This window comes from Novosphingobium cyanobacteriorum (assembly GCF_029436685.1).
In the GTDB taxonomy this organism is placed as follows: Bacteria; Pseudomonadota; Alphaproteobacteria; order Sphingomonadales; family Sphingomonadaceae; genus Novosphingobium; species Novosphingobium cyanobacteriorum.
On sequence record NZ_JAROCY010000005.1, the window covers coordinates 226,762 to 244,848 of the forward strand.

The 18,087-nt window shown below is 67.3% G+C and carries 20 protein-coding genes; 9 read left to right on the forward strand and 11 right to left on the reverse strand.

Annotated elements, in window-relative coordinates; translation table 11 throughout:
• Window positions 1–129: 129 nt before the first annotated feature.
• Window positions 130–1,587 carry a PQQ-dependent sugar dehydrogenase gene (locus POM99_RS07360; RefSeq protein WP_277276268.1) on the forward strand — a complete coding sequence of 486 codons (1,458 nt, stop codon included), beginning with the start codon at window positions 130–132 and terminating at the stop codon, window positions 1,585–1,587.
• Between the two features lie 111 nt (window positions 1,588–1,698).
• On the opposite strand, the gene POM99_RS07365 is transcribed toward POM99_RS07360, so the two are convergent.
• Window positions 1,699–3,414: an acyl-CoA dehydrogenase family protein gene (locus POM99_RS07365; protein ID WP_277276270.1), complete on the reverse strand. Its 1,716-nt coding sequence runs from the start codon at window positions 3,412–3,414 to the stop codon at window positions 1,699–1,701.
• Between the two features lie 47 nt (window positions 3,415–3,461).
• Between POM99_RS07365 and POM99_RS07370 the strand changes: the two genes are divergently transcribed.
• Complete coding sequence (locus POM99_RS07370; protein WP_277276272.1) at window positions 3,462–4,409, forward strand: L-threonylcarbamoyladenylate synthase; 948 nt, start codon at window positions 3,462–3,464, stop codon at window positions 4,407–4,409.
• Here the strand turns inward: POM99_RS07370 and POM99_RS07375 are convergent.
• From POM99_RS07375 to POM99_RS07410, 8 genes are all read right to left on the reverse strand, one after another.
• A complete protein-coding gene (locus tag POM99_RS07375; protein WP_277276274.1) occupies window positions 4,406–4,762 on the reverse strand; it encodes a hypothetical protein in 357 nt (118 codons plus the stop codon). The two genes, POM99_RS07370 and POM99_RS07375, sit on opposite strands and share 4 nt — an antisense overlap.
• Window positions 4,763–4,851: 89 nt before the next feature.
• Window positions 4,852–5,583 carry a head GIN domain-containing protein gene (locus POM99_RS07380; RefSeq protein ID WP_277276276.1) on the reverse strand — a complete coding sequence of 244 codons (732 nt, stop codon included), beginning with the start codon at window positions 5,581–5,583 and terminating at the stop codon, window positions 4,852–4,854.
• A 319-nt stretch (window positions 5,584–5,902) separates the two neighbouring features.
• Window positions 5,903–6,427: a CarD family transcriptional regulator gene (locus tag POM99_RS07385; protein WP_277276278.1), complete on the reverse strand. Its 525-nt coding sequence runs from the start codon at window positions 6,425–6,427 to the stop codon at window positions 5,903–5,905.
• A gap of 365 nt (window positions 6,428–6,792) precedes the next feature.
• Window positions 6,793–7,131, reverse strand: a complete 339-nt coding sequence (fdxA, locus tag POM99_RS07390; protein ID WP_277276279.1) for a ferredoxin FdxA — start codon at window positions 7,129–7,131, stop codon at window positions 6,793–6,795.
• A gap of 13 nt (window positions 7,132–7,144) precedes the next feature.
• Window positions 7,145–7,435, reverse strand: a complete 291-nt coding sequence (locus POM99_RS07395) for an RNA-binding S4 domain-containing protein (protein WP_277276281.1) — start codon at window positions 7,433–7,435, stop codon at window positions 7,145–7,147.
• A 30-nt stretch (window positions 7,436–7,465) separates the two neighbouring features.
• On the reverse strand, window positions 7,466–10,003 hold the full coding sequence (locus POM99_RS07400) for a helicase-related protein (protein ID WP_277276283.1): 2,538 nt from the start codon (window positions 10,001–10,003) through the stop codon (window positions 7,466–7,468).
• A gap of 130 nt (window positions 10,004–10,133) precedes the next feature.
• Window positions 10,134–10,478 carry a DNA-directed RNA polymerase subunit omega gene (gene rpoZ / locus POM99_RS07405; protein WP_277276285.1) on the reverse strand — a complete coding sequence of 115 codons (345 nt, stop codon included), beginning with the start codon at window positions 10,476–10,478 and terminating at the stop codon, window positions 10,134–10,136.
• A 103-nt stretch (window positions 10,479–10,581) separates the two neighbouring features.
• Window positions 10,582–12,093, reverse strand: coding sequence for a replicative DNA helicase (locus POM99_RS07410; RefSeq protein ID WP_277276287.1), 1,512 nt, complete (start codon window positions 12,091–12,093; stop codon window positions 10,582–10,584).
• Between the two features lie 115 nt (window positions 12,094–12,208).
• On the opposite strand from POM99_RS07410, the gene POM99_RS07415 reads away from it, so the two are divergent.
• The 4 genes from POM99_RS07415 to dcd are packed head-to-tail and all read left to right on the forward strand — an operon-like array spanning window position 12,209 to window position 14,453.
• Complete coding sequence (locus tag POM99_RS07415) at window positions 12,209–12,691, forward strand: UPF0262 family protein (RefSeq protein ID WP_277276289.1); 483 nt, start codon at window positions 12,209–12,211, stop codon at window positions 12,689–12,691.
• 40 nt (window positions 12,692–12,731) lie between these two features.
• Complete coding sequence (locus POM99_RS07420) at window positions 12,732–13,427, forward strand: glycoside hydrolase family 25 protein (protein WP_277276291.1); 696 nt, start codon at window positions 12,732–12,734, stop codon at window positions 13,425–13,427.
• Window positions 13,424–13,858: a cytidine deaminase gene (locus tag POM99_RS07425; RefSeq protein ID WP_277276292.1), complete on the forward strand. Its 435-nt coding sequence runs from the start codon at window positions 13,424–13,426 to the stop codon at window positions 13,856–13,858. Before POM99_RS07420 ends, POM99_RS07425 begins: the two co-directional genes overlap by 4 nt.
• 40 nt (window positions 13,859–13,898) lie before the next feature.
• The gene (gene dcd, locus POM99_RS07430) at window positions 13,899–14,453 is read left to right on the forward strand and encodes a dCTP deaminase (protein WP_277276412.1); all 555 of its coding nucleotides are present in this window, start codon (window positions 13,899–13,901) and stop codon (window positions 14,451–14,453) included.
• Window positions 14,454–14,660: 207 nt separating this feature from the next.
• Here the strand turns inward: dcd and POM99_RS07435 are convergent, their stop codons facing one another.
• Entirely contained in the window at window positions 14,661–15,110 is a 450-nt protein-coding gene (locus POM99_RS07435) for a globin domain-containing protein (RefSeq protein WP_277276295.1), read from the reverse strand.
• 90 nt (window positions 15,111–15,200) lie between these two features.
• Between POM99_RS07435 and POM99_RS07440 the strand changes: the two genes are divergently transcribed.
• The gene (locus tag POM99_RS07440; RefSeq protein WP_277276297.1) at window positions 15,201–15,650 is read left to right on the forward strand and encodes an RrF2 family transcriptional regulator; all 450 of its coding nucleotides are present in this window, start codon (window positions 15,201–15,203) and stop codon (window positions 15,648–15,650) included.
• A 50-nt stretch (window positions 15,651–15,700) separates the two neighbouring features.
• Window positions 15,701–16,288: a DoxX family protein gene (locus POM99_RS07445; protein ID WP_277276299.1), complete on the forward strand. Its 588-nt coding sequence runs from the start codon at window positions 15,701–15,703 to the stop codon at window positions 16,286–16,288.
• Between the two features lie 146 nt (window positions 16,289–16,434).
• On the opposite strand, the gene POM99_RS07450 is transcribed toward POM99_RS07445, so the two are convergent.
• On the reverse strand, window positions 16,435–16,914 hold the full coding sequence (locus tag POM99_RS07450) for a hypothetical protein (protein ID WP_277276301.1): 480 nt from the start codon (window positions 16,912–16,914) through the stop codon (window positions 16,435–16,437).
• A gap of 117 nt (window positions 16,915–17,031) precedes the next feature.
• Here POM99_RS07450 and POM99_RS07455 point away from each other — a divergent pair, with 117 nt between their 5' ends.
• Window positions 17,032–18,036 (forward strand): adenosine kinase, encoded by a 1,005-nt coding sequence (locus POM99_RS07455; protein WP_277276303.1) that lies wholly within the window; start codon window positions 17,032–17,034, stop codon window positions 18,034–18,036.
• Window positions 18,037–18,087: the final 51 nt, after the last annotated feature.

Below are 18,087 nucleotides of genomic sequence, written 5' to 3' on the forward strand. Positions count from 1 at the left end.
GCCCGATCACCCAATCAGGATACACTTCCGTGGGTGGTCGGCCGGGGAAGCGGGCCGGAACCGCGCCACACCAACGATTCCCGCATCGCCCCGTTGCGGTGGGGCGAGCGCGCGCCTAGGTTCTGCGCCATGAGCACAAAGCAGAAATTTCTCGTCTTCCTGACGATGGTGCTGGTCCTCGTCGGCGGATCGCTGGCGTGGATCATGCGAGGTGACAGCGCGCAGTACACGCTGGCCGAAACCACCGGGCCCAAGCCCAAGCTGGCCGAGCAGAACCCGCAGTGGTGGCCGACCATCGGCATCGCGAAGCCGGTGGGCTGGGCTGCCAACGAAGCGCCGGTTGCGGCCGAGGGCCTGAAGGTGACGCGCTTTGCCGACAAGCTGGACCATCCGCGCAACGTGGTGGTGCTACCCAATGGCGACGTGCTGGTGGCGGAAACCAATGCGCCGGCGAGTTCGGCGCAGGGCGGGCTGACCGGGCTGGTCGCGGGCTGGCTGTTCAAGTCGGCCGGGGCGGGCGATCCTTCGCCCAACAAGATCGTGGTGCTGCGCGATGGCAATGGCGATGGTGTGGCCGAACAGCGCTTCGAGATCAGCAACCCCGCGCTCAATTCGCCGTTCGGCATGGTGCTGCGCGAAGGGCGGCTTTACGTGGCCAACAACGATGCGGTGGTTTCCTGGCCCTTCACGCCGGGGCAGACCAGCCTGCAGGGCGCGCCTGAAAAGCTGATGGACCTGCCCGCTGGCGGCCAGCACTGGGTGCGCAACCTGTTGCTGAGCGAGGACGGCCAACGCCTTTATGTCACCGTGGGATCAGCCACGAACATCGCTGACGAGGGCATCGCCAAGGAAAAGGGCCGCGCGGCCATCCACGAGTACGATTTCGCCAAGAAGAGCGAGCGCGAGTTTGCCGGCGGCCTGCGCAATCCCAATGGCATGGACTGGAACCCGCGCACGGGCGAGCTGTGGACCGTGGTGAACGAGCGCGACATGCTGGGATCGGACCTGGTGCCCGATTACCTGACCAACGTGCCGCTGGGCGCGCAGTATGGCTGGCCGTGGGCATACTGGAAGAAGAACATCGACTGGCGCGTTGAAGAGCCGATGCCGGAATACATGCTGGAATACGTGCGCAAGCCGGAATACGCGCTGGGCGCGCACGTGGCGCCGCTGGGCCTGGCCTTTGCGCGCGGTGGCAACACGATGGGGCCGCGCTTTGCCGGCGGTGCCTTCATCGCGCGGCACGGATCGTGGAACCGCAAGCCGCTTTCGGGTTATGACGTGGTCTTCGTACGCTTTGACGATCGCGGCAACGTGCTGCCCGCAGCGCCTGCCCCGGTGCTGACCGGGTTCCTCACCGCAGACCAGAAGGCGAAGGGGCGGCCGACCTGGGTCGCCTTTGCCAAGGACGGCGCGCTGCTGGTCACCGACGATGTGGGCGGGGTGATCTGGCGCGTGACCGCGCCGGGCGCGGTTCCGGCGGTGGCGATCACCCAGATCGCCAGCCGACAGGCGCCCAAGCCCGATCCGAACGCGAAGTTCAGCATCACCAAGGACGAGAATTCGGTGCTGAACAAGCCGAAGTGAATGGGCGGCTGATCGAGCCCACCCCGGGCCCCTCCCGCAAGCGGGCGGGGAGTTGGAAACGCTACTTAATTCTCCCCTTCCGTCTGTGGGAGGGGTTGGGGATGGGCCTCATTAGAGCGCTGCCGCTTCCAGCTGATAGACCAGACCTGCGCCCGCCATGGCCGCCGCGCCGAGGCCGCGGGCTTCAGGGGCGATGGTGCGGTTGAAGAACATCGTCACCGCGGTCTTGGCGGCGTCGCCCGTGGTGCGGGCCTGTCGCGCCAGCTGCCAGCCTGCCACGGCCACCGCGCACATCGTGGTGAAGGGGACTGATCCGGCAAGGCGATCGTCGAGCGATGCGTCGGTGCTGGCCATCCAGGCGGCGACGGCGGCGGCGTCCCTGGCCAGCGAGGCGACTTCGGGGACGTCCTCCATTTCGGCGATCACGTCGGCCAGCAGGCGCTGCAGCACAGCGCCGTTCTCATAGCCCAACTTGCGGGTGACGAGGTCGGCGGCCTGGATGCCGTTGGTGCCTTCATAGATCGGGGCGATGCGCGCGTCGCGATAGTGCTGCGCCGCGCCTGTTTCCTCAACGAAGCCCATGCCGCCGTGGACCTGGATGCCGAGGCTGGCGACCTCGCAGCCGACATCGGTGCCCCAGGCCTTGAGCATGGGCACCAGCACTTCGGCGCGCAGCTGCGCGGCTTCATCGCCCAGCGCTCCGCGATCGACCTGCCCGGCGGTGTAATAGAGCAGGGCGCGGGCGCCTTCCGTCAGCGCGCGCATGCGCAGCAGGGTGCGGCGCACGTCGGGATGTTCGATGATCGCCACCGGCTCCTTGCTGGGCGAGCCGGCACGGGGGGACTGGATGCGGGTGTTGGCATAGATCCGCGCCTGCTGCAGCGCGCGTTCGGCAATCTGCACGCCTTGGCTGCCCACGTTGATGCGCGCGGAGTTCATCATCGTGAACATGGCGCGCAGGCCGCCGTTTTCCGCGCCGACCATCTCGCCGATGCATTCGTTATTGTCGCCATAGGTCATGACGCAGGTGGGCGAGGCGTTGATGCCCAGCTTGTGTTCGATGCCGGCGCAATGCACGTCGTTGCGCGCGCCCAGGCTGCCATCGGCATTGATGTGGAACTTGGGCACGATGAACAGCGAGATGCCGCGCGATCCCGCCGGCGCACCGGGGGTGCGGGCGAGGACGAGGTGGACGATGTTTTCGGCAAGGTCGTGTTCACCGAAGGTGATGTAGATCTTGGTGCCGCTGATGCGATACTTGCCCGCGTGCGGCCCTTGGGTGATCGGCGTCGCGGTGGTGCGCAGCGCGCCGACGTCTGACCCCGCCTGGGGTTCGGTGAGGTTCATGGTGCCCGACCATTTGCCGCTGACCAGCTTGGGCAGGTACGTGGCCTGCTGTTCGGGCGTACCATGGTGCAGCAGCGATTCGATCGCGCCTACGGTGAGGATCGGCAGCAGGGTGAAGGCCATGTTGGCCGCGCCCAGTGTTTCCAGCACGCAGGTGGCCAGCGTGAAGGGCAGGCCCTGGCCGCCGAAATCGACTGGACCGTTGATCGAGCCCCAGCCCTGTTCGACGAACGCGCGATAGGCCTCGGCATAGCCGGCGGGCAGGGTGACGGTGCCATCGGCCCATCGCGCGCCCTGCGTATCGCCCACTCGGTTCAGCGGCGCCCATTCGCCCTCGGCCAGCGCGCCGATGCCTTCGGCGATGGCGGCGACAAGATCGGGGGTGGCGGCGGAGAAGCGATCGTGCGCGGCAAGGTCCTCGATCCCTGCGCTCACGCGCATGGCGATCAGCTGGTCGGCGGAGGGGGCGATGAAGGTCATTTGTCGTTTTCCTTGGCAGGCCTCTGCCAGTGGCTATAGCGGGCGCGATGGATGCAACAAAGCCTGTGAAGGTCTGCCCGGCCGATGGGGCAGGGATCGCGCAAGCCGCGCAGGTGATCGCCGCGGGCGGCACCGTGGCCGTGCCGACCGAAACGGTCTATGGCCTGGCAGCGCGGGCAGACGACGATGCTGCCGTGGCCGGGATCTATCGCGCCAAGGGACGGCCCGATTTCAACCCGCTGATCGTGCACGTGCCCGACGTTACGGCAGGCGAGGTGCTGGCGCTGTTCGATGACCGCGCGCGCGCGCTGGCCGGCGCGTTCTGGCCGGGGGCATTGACCATGGTGCTGCCGCTGCGGGAAGGGGCCGGGCTGGCCCCCGCAGTAAGCGCCGGGCTGCCCTCCGTGGCGCTGCGCTGCCCCGCCCATTCGGTGATGCAGGGCCTGTTGAAAAGCTGTGGATTACCGCTCGCGGCTCCGTCTGCGAACCGTTCTGGCGGTGTCAGCCCGACCACGGCGGGGCATGTGGCAGCCTCGCTGGGCGGGCGGGTGGACCTGATTCTCGATGGCGGGGAAACGGCGCAGGGGATCGAATCGACCATCGTCGGCCTGCGCGATGACGAGACGTGGGCGCTGCTGCGGCCGGGCCCGATTACCGAGGCGCAGATTGCCGCCGTGCTGGGGCAAGGCCAAGACGTCGTGACGTCAACCCGGATCGAGGCGCCGGGCCAGCTGGCCAGCCACTATGCGCCGGGCAAGCCGGTGCGGCTGGGGGCCATGGTGGCCGAGGCGGACGAATTCCTGATCGGCTTCGGCGCAGTGGCCGGGGACGTGACGCTTTCACCAAGCGGAGATCTGGCCGAGGCGGCGGCGCGGCTGTACGCCTGCCTCCATGCCTCTGCCGATGCGCCGCAGCCCAGGGTGGCGGTGGCTCCGGTACCCGATGAAGGCATCGGCGTGGCGATCAACGATCGGCTGCGCAGGGCTGCAGCCTAATCCCCTTCATACGGCACGCGCGGAGACAGTGCGTCCAATTCCCGACGCAGGCCATAAGCGCGCTCGCACGCGCGATCGTCGCCGTCGTCGCAGCGCATGCGAGCGCGACCATATTCGCGCGACAGGCGGCCCAGCCGCTCCTCGCGCTGGCGAATTTCCCGGCCACGCTTCTGGTCCCGTTCCGACTGGCTGACGGTGAGCCGATCATAGGCGTCGGCGGTGGTGTCGACGGCGCGTGCGCCCATCCTGACCGGAGCGGTGGCGAGGTCAAACGCGGCCTTGGCCGCACAACCCACCATGCCGGGCAACAGGGCGGCCAGCACAGCCACCCGAACGTGTGGAATCAAACGCATCGTGACCGGTCCCGTCGCCTTTGCCCGTGCAACCTAGCGGTTGTGTGGACGGGCCGAAAGCGGCCTGCGGTGAAGCGTGCGCCGGTCGATCAGGGTTCGCAGACCAGCTTGCCCGAGCCCATGGCGGAAACCTTGCACGTGGCGCGGCCCTTCACGCGCACTTCGCCCGATCCCATGATGCTCGCCTTGACGTTGCCGTCCGACGCAAAGTTGGCGCTGCCGCTGCCGGCCACGTCGACCTTCGCATCGCCAACGGCAAGGCCCGGCATCAGCGCATCGCCACTGCCGGCCAGCGTCAGCTTCAGCGCATCGGTGCGCCCTGCGGCCTTGAGCGTGCCCGAGCCGAGCACTTCGACCTTTAGGTCCTTTGCTTCCACCTGCGCGGCATTCACGTCGCCCGATCCGGCGATGGTCACGCCCACGTCGTCACCCTTGAGCACATCGGCCTGGATCGTGCCCGATCCTGCAAGGATCAGGCGGCGCGCGGCGGGCACGGTGACGTTGATCGTGGCAGTGCCGGCCCAGGTGCCACCATCGCGGCCGATGCCCAGCTTGCCTTCGTGGCGCACAAACCGCAGGTGCTCCTTGAGCAGCGGGTCGCCCTCCACCGTGATCGCCAGCACATCGCCGGGAACGATGCGGACGGTATCGGGGCCCAGCAGGGTGATCTCGTCGGGCGGGGTGCCGCCCATGTCGAGCTGCGAGAGCGGCACGCCCTTGTGGCCATCAATGCTCATCGGCGTGGCTTCGCAGCCGGCAGTGGCAAGGGCGATACCCATCAGGGTGACACCGGCGAGGGTGCGGGCGATATCCTTGATCATGGCGAACTCCGGAAGGTGTGGCACCTTGATAGAACACCTGCGTGGACCAAGCCATGTCGTTCGCCGGGCGGATTCGGGCGCTGGTGGATGGTTCGTGCGATGCCTGCGCGTGGAGTGAGGCCCACCCCCAGCCCCTCCCGCAAGCGGGAGGGGAGTCAACAGGATGCCCTTCCCGCATGCGGGAGGGGGGAAGCCGGGGCAGCGCTGAAAACTCCCCTCCCGCCCACGGGAGGGGCTGGGGGTGGGCACTTCCGCCCCATGCGAAAAGGGCCGCCGGTTTCCCGGCGGCCCCTTCGTGGCGCTTGGTCCAAAACCGCGATCAGGCGGTTTCGTAGTACTTCGGCGCGTGTTCGTTGAGGATCGCGAGGATCTTCTTGAGCGCGGCGGGCTCGTCGGTCTTTTCCATCGCCGCGAGTTCGCGGGCGAGGCGCGAGGAGGCCGCTTCGAAGATTTGGCGTTCCGAATACGACTGTTCCGGCTGGTCGTCGGCGCGGAAAAGGTCACGCGTGACTTCCGCGATCGAAACGAGATCGCCCGAATTGATCTTGGCTTCATATTCCTGGGCGCGGCGCGACCACATGGTGCGCTTCACCTTGGGCTTGCCCTTCAGCGTGTCGAGCGCTTCGCGCAGGGTCTTGTCCGAAGACAGCTTGCGCATGCCGATCGCTTCGACCTTGTTCACCGGGACGCGGAGCGTCATGCGCTCCTTTTCGAAGCGGAGCACATAAAGCTCCAGCGACATGCCCGCGATTTCTTCACTCTGCAGTTCGACCACCCGGCCGACACCATGCTTCGGATAAACGACGTAATCCCCAACATCGAAGGCCAGTGCCTTGGCTGCCATTGCATATCCTTTCGACGCAGGCAGGGTAACGAACGGCGTTGGGCGGTGAAGCCCATCAGAGGGAATTCCGGGCCCTTTGGGGTGAGGTCCGGCAGACGTGACCGTCTTTCGCGGTCTTGCGAAGCCCTGCGATACGTTTGCCGCCAGTCCTGCCTTGGTTCGTGTTGCAACACGCCGGACAACCTGAAACGTCCAGCGCTTGAACGTTCATATAGCAGCTCTGTAATAAAATTTCCACCCCCTGCGGTTCGCAAATGCGTCAAAAAAGCCCGTTCGGCAGGTGCCAGACGGGTTTTTTGCGCCCTTGTTACAGCGCAGGTGCAGCAGCGAACCGCCGGGAACGAATCGCACCCGGCGGGACGGGATCAGTCGCCTTCGCCGGGCTCGGGCGAGAAGTACTTGTCGAACTTGCCCTCTTCGCCCTTGTGGCTGTCGGCGTCGGCCGGCGCGTCCTTCTTGGCGGTGAGGTTGGGCCATTCGGCCGAATACTTGGCGTTGAGCTCGAGCCACTGCTCCAGCCCGCTCTCGGTATCGGGCAGGATCGCCTCAGCCGGGCATTCCGGCTCGCACACGCCGCAGTCGATGCATTCGCTGGGGTTGATCACCAGCATGTTCTCGCCTTCGTAGAAGCAGTCCACGGGGCAGACCTCGACGCAATCCATGAACTTGCACTTGATGCAGGCTTCGGTGACGACATAGGTCATTGGTGATCTTCCCTCAGGTGTCTGTTTGGGGCCGTGCTAGAGGTGGTTGCCCGTCCGCGTCAAGCACCCGATAGCACGTCTGCGCTTCGGGGAAGGGGCCACGGCGCACCGGCAGGCTGACCACTTCGATCACCTTTACCCCGCTGCGCATGGGCAGCACCAGCACGTCGCCTTCGCGCACCGTCGCGCTCGCCCGCTCGATGCGGCGGCCATTGAGGCGGATATGCCCGGCCGTGGCCCATTCCTGTGCAAAGCTGCGGCTGGAGGCGAGCCGCAGGAACCACAGCAGCTTGTCGATCCTCATCAGGAGCCGATCCGCATCAGCCGCCGCCCCTTAGCGCATCAGTTCCGCCAGCGCGGCAAAGGCGCCGGTTGCGGGGGGCACGGGTTTTGCCGGCGCGGGCGGGTCGGCCACGCGCGGCATGCGCCAGTCCCAAAGGGGCACGCCGGGCGGCCCGAAGGCGCCTTCAGCCAGGCTTCTCGGCATGTGTACGCGAAAGCCCGACAGGCGCATCAGCGCCGCATAGGAGGCGGTGGACAGCCCCATCGAGCGCGCCACCGCAGGATCGAGATAGAGCCGTCGCGAAGGCGCAGCCAGCCTCCGCTTGTGCGCATCCTGCACCAGCCGGTCGACCAGGTCGACGCGCAGGGCCTGTGTGCCAAGGCGGCGATAGCCGGGCGGGGCGGTCTTGCCTTCCAGCACCGGCGGCATGCGATCAGGCGGGGGAAGGTGCCTGTGCCCGCGCAGGGCCGCCAGCATCGACCACAGCCGCATCGCCGCCGGACGCAGCGCCTGCGGCAGGAACAGGTCAAGTGGGCCGACGCGCACGCCAAGGCGGCGCAGCGTCTCGCGCTGCGGGCCATCCAGCTTGTCCAGCCCCGATCCTTCCCGCGCCAGCACCCCGCCGCCATCAACCATGTGCAGCAGCAGCGCCCGCAGCGCCGGACCCGATCCTTCGGCGCGGCTCGCCTCGGCCAGCCTGCGCAAGGGGCCGAGCGGCTTGGCGAGGTGGGCGGAAAGCCAGCCTTCCAGCGCAGCGAGCAGGTCCACGCGCTCCTTCACCGGCAGGCGATCAAGCGCCGGGTCGAGCCTGATACGCGGATCGAGCAGTGCCTTGCCGGGTTCGAGCCGCGCAACCGGCTGCCCGTTCCAGACAATGCCGGAATCCTGCAGGGCAAGACCGTCCGCCGCCTTTGCCGCCATGGCCAGGGCCTGCACCCGTTGCGAAATCAGCGCGGGCAGGTGGCGTTCGGCGGCCGCCAGCAGCAGCTTGCGATCCGTCGCGCGGGCCAGCGGATCGACCACGAAGCGGAAGCCTTCGAGATGGCCGATGGGTTCATCATCCACCAGCACCGCGCCCGAATCGCCCACCCGCACCGGCAGCAGCGAGGCATCGCCCCCGGCCTTGCGCATCAGCACGGTGGTGCGGCGGTTGACGAAGCGTTCGGTCAGGCGCGCGTGCAGCGCATCGGACAGGCGCGTTTCCACGGCGCGGGAGCGTGCGGCCATTTCCTCGCGCGCCAGCACCCAATCGGGCCGCTGCGCGATGTAGGACCAGCTGCGGATCGCGGAAATGCGCCCCTGCAGCGTGTCGATATCGCCAGATGGATTGTCCAGCTGGGCGATGGCCTGCGCCACATAGTCTGCGCCGAGATAGCCGTGGCGCAGATCCTGCCACAGGCGGGCGACGAAGCGGGCATGGGTCTCCGCCCCCTGCTGCCGGAAATCGGGCAGCGAGCAGGCTTGCCAGAAGCGCGCGACCGAGCCCCTGCCGCGCACGCTGGCGGCGGTCTCCGGGTCTTCGGCCAGCCGTTTGAGCACCGCGAGGTCGATCGCTTGGGGCGGGGTGGCGAGTTCCGGGCGGGGCGGGGGGCTTTCCAGATCCTCGATCAGCAGGTTCAGCGAATCGAAGCGGGGATTGGCCTCACGCCAGAACAGGCGGGTGAGGGGCGCAAAGCGGTGCTCCTCGATCGCATAGACTTCCTCGTCGGTGAATTCGGGGTTGTGCGCTCCCATGCCGGCCAGGGTGCCGAACGTGCCGTCCTTGTGGTGCCGCCCGGCGCGCCCGGCGATCTGCGCCATCTCCGCCGTGGTCAGGCGGCGGTGTCGGTGGCCGTCGTACTTTGACAGGCCGGCAAAGGCGACATGTTCGACATCGAGGTTCAGCCCCATGCCGATGGCATCGGTGGCGACGAGGTAATCCACCTCGCCCGCCTGGTACATCGCCACCTGCGCGTTGCGCGTCTGCGGGCTGAGCGCGCCCATGACCACTGCCGCGCCACCGCGGAAGCGGCGCAGCATTTCGGCCATGGCATAGACCTGCTCGGCGCTGAAGGCGACGATGGCGCTGCGTGGGGGAATGCGCGAAAGCTTCTTCGCCCCGGCATGGGTCAGCGTGGAAAAGCGCGGGCGGGTGACGATCTCGGCACCTGGTACCAGCGCCTTGACCATCGGCTCCAGCGTGGCGGAGCCCAGCAGCATCGTCTCCTCGCGGCCGCGGGTGTGCAACAAGCGATCGGTGAAAACGTGGCCGCGTTCAGGATCGGCGGAAAGCTGCGCTTCATCAAGCGCCACGAAGGCGAGGTCCGGCCGGCTGGGGAGGGCCTCCATCGTGCACAGGTGCCAACGCGCATCCTTGGGCTCGATGCGCTCCTCGCCGGTGATCAGCGCAACCTGGTTCGGCCCCTTGATCGCACAGACCCGGTCATAGACCTCGCGCGCCAGAAGGCGCAGCGGAAAGCCGATCGCGCCGCTGGAATGGGCGCAGAGCCGCTCTATGGCGAGGTGGGTCTTGCCGGTGTTGGTCGGGCCAAGCACCGCCTTGACCGTGTTGCGCTCACCACGGGGTGACCGAAGCAGGGGGCTGGCCATGAAGGGAAATGTGGAGGCAGAGGCGCGCGCAAACAAGAACGCGCCGCGGAATTATCCACGGCGCGTTCTTGTTTGCCTTTTCGGGCGCAGGCCGAAGCCGCAAAGGAAAGTCCAGAGGGGCCTTCCCCGATCAGCCGTCGTAATCGGCACCCAGCGAGGTGTTGCGCACGGGGGCCGCGGCGGTGATGCGCAGGGCCTCGGCCGACTGCGACAGCGAGCCGATTTCATCGACCTCGTCATCGTCGTCAGGCAGCACGCGCTGCAGCGACTGGATCACGTTTTCCTTCAGCACGGCGGGACGCACAGTCTCGTCCGCGATTTCGCGCAGGGCGACCACGGGGTTCTTGTCGCGGTCGCGGTCGACGGTGAGTTCCGCCCCGCCCGAGATGGCGCGGGCGCGCTCGGCGGCCAGCAGCACGAGGTCGAAACGGTTCGGGATCTTGTCGACGCAATCTTCGACGGTAACGCGCGCCATGCGGGCACTCCGGGTAACGAGAATGACAGGAGAGCGCCGCAGCTAGGGCGCGGGTGTGAAAAAGTCAAGGATTTCGGGACCGGTAGGGCGTGCCTTCCTGTTTTCACTCCCCGTCGTCGTAGGCGTGGGCCATCGAATCGGGGGCAAGGTCGCTGAACCGGGTGATGCGCGCCTCGAAGCGCAGGCGGACCTTGCCGGTGGAGCCGTGGCGCTGCTTGGCCACGATCAGCTCGGCAAGGCCGAACACGCGCTCCATCTCGGCGGCCCAGGCGGCGTGGGCGTCGTGGATCTTGGCGTCGTCGCCGTCCACCGGGCGCTTGGGCTCCTTGGCGGCGACGTAGTAGTCCTCGCGGAACACGAACCAGACCATGTCCGCGTCCTGTTCGATCGAGCCCGATTCGCGCAGGTCCGACAGCATCGGCCGCTTGTCGTCGCGCTGTTCCACCGCACGCGAGAGCTGTGAGAGCGCGATCACCGGGACCGAGAGCTCCTTGGCCAGCGTCTTCAACCCGCGTGAGATTTCCGAGATTTCGTTCACGCGGTTGTCGCTGCGGCCCGAACCCTGCAGCAGCTGCAGGTAGTCGACGATGATCAGGCCGATGTCGTGCCGGCGCTTCAAGCGGCGGGCGCGGGCGCGCAGGGACCCGATGGTCAGCGCCGGGGTATCGTCGATGAACAGCGGCAGCTCGGCCAGCCGCTGGCTGGCGAAGGACAGCTGCTGGAAGTCCTCGCGGCTGATCCGCCCCATGCGCAGCGCTTCGGAACTGATGCCCGATTGTTCGGCCAGGATACGCGTGGCGAGCTGGTCCGCGCTCATTTCCAGGCTGAAGAACGCGACCGCCGCGCCGACCGAATCCTTTACGCTGATGCCGTCGGCCAGGTCACGGCGCAGGCGGTCGGCGGCGTTAAAGGCGATGTTGGTGACAAGTGACGTCTTGCCCATGCCCGGACGGCCGGCAAGGATGATAAGGTCGGAATCGTGAAGGCCGCCGATCTTCTCGTTCACCGAGGTGAGGCCCGTGGTCTTGCCCGAGATGTGGCCGCCCGAAAGCAACGCCTTCTCGATCATTTCCAGCGAGGTGCGCGTGGCCATGCCGAAGCTCTGCGCCTCGCTGCCGGTCTGTGCGCCTTCGGCCACGGCATAGAGCGCGGCCTCGGCCATCTCCACCTGCTGCAGCGGGGCCACCGATTCGCTGGTGTCCATCGCGCCTTCGACGAGGTTGCGGCCCACCGTGATGAGCTCGCGCAGCAGGGCGAGGTCATAGATCTGCTCGGCCATCTCGCGCGGGGCGAGCAGGCCCTGGCCATCGGCGGTGAGGCGGGCGAGATAGGCCGCGCCGCCCAGCTCCTTCAGCCCCTCGTCCATCTCGAAATAGGGCTTCAGCGTCACCGGGGTGACCACCGCCTTGCGATCGATCAAGGTGAGGATGCGTTCATAGATCCGCCCATGCACCGCGGCAAAGAAATGCTCGGGTTTCAGCGGGCTGGTCAGTTCTTCCAGGATGCGGTTGTCGATCAGCACCGCACCGAGAAAGGCGGCTTCGGCCTCAACGTTGGAGGGAAGGGCGCGCACCGTTTCGGGTTCGCGCAGGAGGATCGCGTTGCTGGCTGACATGGGTGCATAGTGCCCCACCGGCGGGACAGCGGCAAGGCGCGCGCGACGGTGTGTCCCTGTGGATAGCGGGGAAGGGCTTGCGGGCGCGGGGCCGCTCTGCGAAACAGACCGCCCCATGGCGGACCCGCGCATCTCGCACATCGAACTGGACGACGCGACGATCGTCTGGCGCAATGCCGATATCGAGCAGGAGCGCCGGATCGCGATCTTCGACCTGATCGAGGAAAACACCTTCAAGCCGCTGCGCGCGTTCGGCGCGGGGCACGAGGGCCCCTATCGCCTGCGCCTGTCGGTGCAGGATGGGCGGCTGGCGCTGGATATCTCGGACGAAGCGGGCCAGCTGCTGGAAACCATCGTGCTGGGTCTGGGCCGCTTCCGCCGCCCGATCCGCGATTACTTCGCCATTTGCGATTCGTACTACCAGGCCATCCGCCGTGCGACGGCGCAGGAGATCGAGACGATCGACATGGCCCGCCGCGGCGTGCACAATGAAGCGGCGGACATGCTGCTGGAACGGCTGGACGGCAAGATCGAGACCGACTTCGCCACCGCGCGCCGCCTCTTTACCCTGATCTGCGTGCTGCATATCAGGGGCTGATTCCTTGATATAAGTTCTCGCTACGGGGCGCATTCCTTTCATGACGGGCAGACACAGACCGGCGCGCCGACGCCTTGCCGCCGCATTGCTCCTGCTGGCGGTGCTGGCGGGCGGCTTCGGCTGGTGGAAGGTGCGCAGCTGGACGCCCGACCGCGCCCGCTTTCCGGTGCAGGGCGCATGGCTGGATGTCCACGATGGCGCGGTCGACTGGCCCATGCTCAAGGCTGCGGGCGCGGACTTCGTCTACCTGACCGCCAGCGAAGGACCAGATCGGCGCGATGAAGCCTTCGGCCCCGCACTCGATGCCGCCCGGGCGCAGAAGATCCAGGTCGGCGCGGTCCACGTCTATGACCTGTGCGCCCCGGCCGATGCGCAGGCGGGCAACTTTGTCACCACCGTGCCGCGGGATGACAAGCTGCTGCCCCCCGCCGTGGCGCTCGATCTCGATTCGCGGTCCTGCCCCGAACCGCCGACCGACGCCGCACTGCAGAGCGAGCTGACCACGTTCCTCAACCAGCTGGAAAAGCACGCGGGCAAGCCGGCGATCCTGATGCTCTCGCGCAATGTCGACGCGCGCTATCACCTCTCCGCCACGATCGATCGCAACCTGTGGGTGCGGGGGGATTTCCTCCAGCCCGGCTATGCGCGGCGGCCCTGGGTGATGTGGACCGCCACCGATCGCCTGCGGACGAAGGCGGCGCAAGGCCCGCTGCGCTGGGTGGTGGTGCAGCCATGACGCCACTCGATCCGGCAACGCGCGCTGCATTGGAAGCCGCCGCCCGGGCCGCGCGTGATGGCGCCTATGCCCCCTATTCGCGCTTCACCGTGGGCGCGGCGTTGCTGTTCCGAGATGGCGCGATGGTCACCGGCGCCAACGTGGAGAACGCCAGCTATGGCCTTTCGCTCTGCGCGGAAACGGTGGCGGCCTCGCTGGCGATGAACCAGGGCCGGCGCGGCGGGCTCATCGCCGTGGCCGTGGCGGGCGGAATGGTCCACACCGAAGGGCTGCCGGTCACGCCTTGTGGCCGCTGCCGCCAGGTGCTGTTCGAACTGGCCTCGCTGGGACATACCGATCCGCTGGTAATCGGCCTTGGCGCATTCGAAACCGTGGAAATGCCGCTCTCTGCCCTCTTGCCCCATGCCTTCGGGCCGGGGCATGTGGGCTGACGTACGCAACCAGCATCCGGCGCAGCATCAGGAACAGACCTTGGCCATTCTTTCCGACAAGTGGATCCGCGAAAAGGCGATGACCGAGGGGATGATCGAACCCTTCGTGGAAAGCCAGCGGCGCGAGAACTGCATCAGCTATGGCCTTTCGTCCTATGGCTATGACGCGCGCGTCGCCGACGAGTTCAAGATCTTCACCAACATCGATTCGTCGGTGGTGGACCCCAAGGATTTCGATTCGAACTCGTTCGTGGATCGCAAGACCGACGTCTGCGTGATCCCGCCCAATTCTTTCGCGCTGGCGCGGACGGTGGAATATTTCCGCGTGCCGCGCGATGTGCTGGTGATCTGCCTGGGCAAGAGCACCTATGCCCGCTGCGGCATCATCGTGAACGTCACCCCGCTGGAGCCCGGCTGGGAAGGGCACGTGACGCTGGAATTCTCCAACACCACCCCGCTGCCGGCCAAGATCTATGCCAACGAAGGCGCGTGCCAGTTCCTGTTCCTGCAGGGCAACGAACCCTGCGAAGTCAGCTATGCCGACCGCGCGGGCAAGTACATGGGCCAGCGCGGGGTAACCTTGCCGAGGTTGTAGGAAAACACCTCCGCGTTTTCCTTGGCGGCGAGTCTTCGTTGGATGCGCCTTCGACTTCCGTCGAAGGCTTGCGGCACCGGCCCGCTCCCCCGCCCAAATGTCCAACTGGGCCACCCACGAGAGTACCCTGAATGGGTGGCCGGGCGGGGGAGCGGGCCGGTGCCGCAAAGGAAAGCCCGGATGGGCTTTCCGCACCCAGCCGAAGACTCAGGCCGCGGCCGCGTTCTCATAGGCTTCGGCTTCCGCCGCGATCAGGATATCCGCCAGCATCCAGTAGGCTTCGCCCCAGGCGGCCAGCACCTCGTCGGTGGCGACGTCTGCGCCCAGCACGTCGCGGATCGCGGGCAGCAGCGCTTCGGCGACCAGCGGATAATGCTCCGCCTTCACGCCCGTCTCCACGTGGCGGGCCACCATGCGCTGCACCGCCGGGCCCAGGTTGGCCAGCTTGTCGATGTTGCGGGCATAGGCGAGAATCGCGCCGGCCAGTCGGCGCGGCTGCTCGCCGCTCTGCTGCGCGGCCTGATCGAACATCGCCGCCACTTCCGGATCGCGGAACAGGCGGGCGTACATCGCCGTAGTGATCTCGACACCGTGCTTTTCCAGCGCGGTGGCGGTGGCCTTGACGATGGTCTGGGCCTGTTCGGAAGCGGTGCGCATGGCTGGGATCTCCGGCTTTAATGTGGTAACTAATATACCGGTATTTAAAATACTTGATTCGTTCAAGCGAATTGTCGTTATGGAAACTCCATGCAGCTGACCCAGCATACCGACTTCGGCCTGCGCCTGCTCGTCGCCCTCGCGCGCGATGGCGGGCAGCTGTCGCTGCCGGGCTTCGCCGCGTCGCAGGGGATTTCGTACCACCATGTCGCCAAGGTGGCGCAGGCGCTGGTGCGCGAAGGGCTGGCGGTCAGCCAGCGCGGGCGCAGCGGCGGCATCCTGCTGGCGCGTCCTGCAGCGGAAACGCGCGTGGGCGATGCGGTGCGCGCGCTGGAAAAGACCATGCGGCTGGTCGATTGCGGCCGTTGCGCGCTGCGTGAGGATTGTTCGCTCAGCGGCATGCTGGCCGAGGCGATGGATGCCTTCATCGCCGTGCTTGATCGTTACACGCTGGCCGATGCCGCCCGGTCGGGCGTTCCCGCCTTTCCCGGATGGGCGATGCCCGCCACGCAAGGAACCTGCGCCGCCATCGGCGATTGACCCTGCACTGATGCGCGCCCCCGCCGGCGCGCCTTTGTGGGAGAAGCGCGATGAACACCGTTGCCGCCCTGCTCGGCCGCATCCTGCTGGCGTTGCTGTTCCTGGTTTCGGGCGTGAACAAGCTGTTCGCTGTGAACCAGACCGAATCGCTGATCACCGGCGTGGGGCTGCCGCCCAATCTGGCGCTGGCGGTCGCCCTGTTCGAGATCGTCGGCGCGATTGCGTTGATCTTCGGCTTCATGACGCGGCTGTTCGCAATTCTCTTCGCCGGGTTCAGCCTGCTCACCGTCCTGTTCTTCCACCACGATTTCACCGATCCGATGCAGGCAACGATGGCGCTGAAGAACCTGGCGATCGCCGGGGGCATGCTGTGCCTGTTCGCACACAGCCAGATGCGCTGGAGCTACGATTCGATGGTTATCGCCCGCCGCGGCGAGCGCGAGACCCGCGCTGCCGAGGAACGCGCGCGTGAGGCTGAACTGCGTGCGGCCAAGGCCGAAGGGCGTGCGGAAGTGCGCCACGATACTGTCCCGGGCACTGTCCCCGCCCGACCGATTCCGGCCAGCACGATGGGCTACGTCGATACCAATGCCGATAGCGTGCCCGACCGCCGCCGCCGCTGGTGGGAACTGCGCTAAGATACCGAAAGACTGATGTCGAACCCCACCCCCAACCCCTCCCCAGCGGGGGAGGGGAGCGAGACTTGCCAAACCGCAGGTTTGCTAGTCGCAGCGGGGTGGGGGTTCGATGCCAGCCTGCTTGGCGCAGCAATGAAGAAGACAGGTCAGGGCTGTCGACGCGGCGCGGCGCTGGGATTGAGCTTCAGCGCGGCCACGCAGGCCGCCCGGTCCACGTCGCGCCCGTCGCCCCGGCGAGCGTCAACGTAGGTCGCGGTCGCCCGGCCGCCGGGTGCGGCGGGATAGAGATAGGCGTCGAGGATACAGGCGGTGCCCGACCACTGCAGCTTGCGCGCGTCCTCCTCGCGCACGTCAAGCCGCGGTGCGCCGAACAGGCGGGTCAACTGGTCGGCATCCGCGCCGATCACCCCTTCCAGCCCGGGCGCGCTCTGCACCTGCGCCGGTGGGCGCGATGGCGTGGCATAGTTCGGGCGCGTCGGCAGGCGCGTTGATGGTGCGGGTCGGGTTGGCTGCCCGGGGCTGCGGATCGTCGCGGATTTGCCGCTGCCGCTGGTGGATGCCCCCGTGCCGCCGCATGCGGCCAGCGCAAGGCACAGGGGAACGGCGGCGAGAATGCGTGGCGTCATGCCGTCCGGATCGCCGCTGTTTCGCGCCCTGTCAACGCGGGCGTGCTTTGCAACCGCGCTTGCGGCGATGGGGCGCTGCGTCTAGGCGGCGGGGCGTTCCTGCAGGAGACCACGCGCGTGACCCAGTCCAACCCGCCGATCTATGAAGTCCTCGCGATCGGCAACGCCATCGTCGACGTGATCGCCCCCGCCGCGGATGCCGAAATCGACCGGCTGGGCATGGCCAAGGGCGGCATGACGCTGATCGATACGGCCCGCGCGCACGAACTCTATGACGCGATGGGCCCGGCGCGCGAACTCTCGGGCGGCTCGGCGGCCAACACGCTGGCGGGCCTGGCTGCACTGGGCGCGACATGCGCCTTCGTCGGGCAGGTGGCCGATGACCAGCTGGGTGAAGTCTTTGCCCACGACATCCGCGCCGGCGGCATCGCCTTTGAAACGCCCGCGCGGGGCGGGGATCTCGCTACCGCGCGCTGCCTCATCTTCGTCACGCCCGACGGGCAGCGCACGATGAATACCTACCTTGGTGCTTCGCAGTTCCTGCCCGCCGCCGCGCTGGACGACGCGACCGTCGCCTCTGCCGCGGTGCTCTATCTCGAAGGATACCTGTGGGATCCGGAAGAGCCGCGCCAGGCCATGCGCCGCGCCATCGCCGCCGCCCGCGCCGCGGGGCGCAAGGTCGCCTTCACCCTGTCCGACGGCTTCGTCATCGCCCGTCACGGCGATGATTTCCGCGCGCTGATCGATGCCGGGCAGATCGACATCCTCTTCGCCAACGAACACGAGCTTGCCGCGCTGACCGGCATCGAGGATTTCGATGAAGGTATCCGCCACCTTGGCGGCAAGGTGCCGACTGTCGTCGTCACCCGCAGCGAGAACGGCGCCCATGCCTATCAGGGCGGCACACATGTCTCCGTGCCGGCAGAACCCGTGGCGCAGGTGGTCGATACCACCGGCGCGGGCGATCTCTTCGCTGCAGGGTTCCTGTTCGGCCATGTGCGCGGCCTGTCGCTGGAAACCAGCCTGAAGCTCGGCGCGGTCTGCGCGGCCGAGATCATCTCCCACTACGGCGCGCGGCCGGAGGCGGACCTCGCCAAGCTGGTCGCGCCGGTTCTGGGCTGACCGTCAGGTCACCAACCAAAGCTTCGTCATTGCGAGCGTAGCGAAGCAATC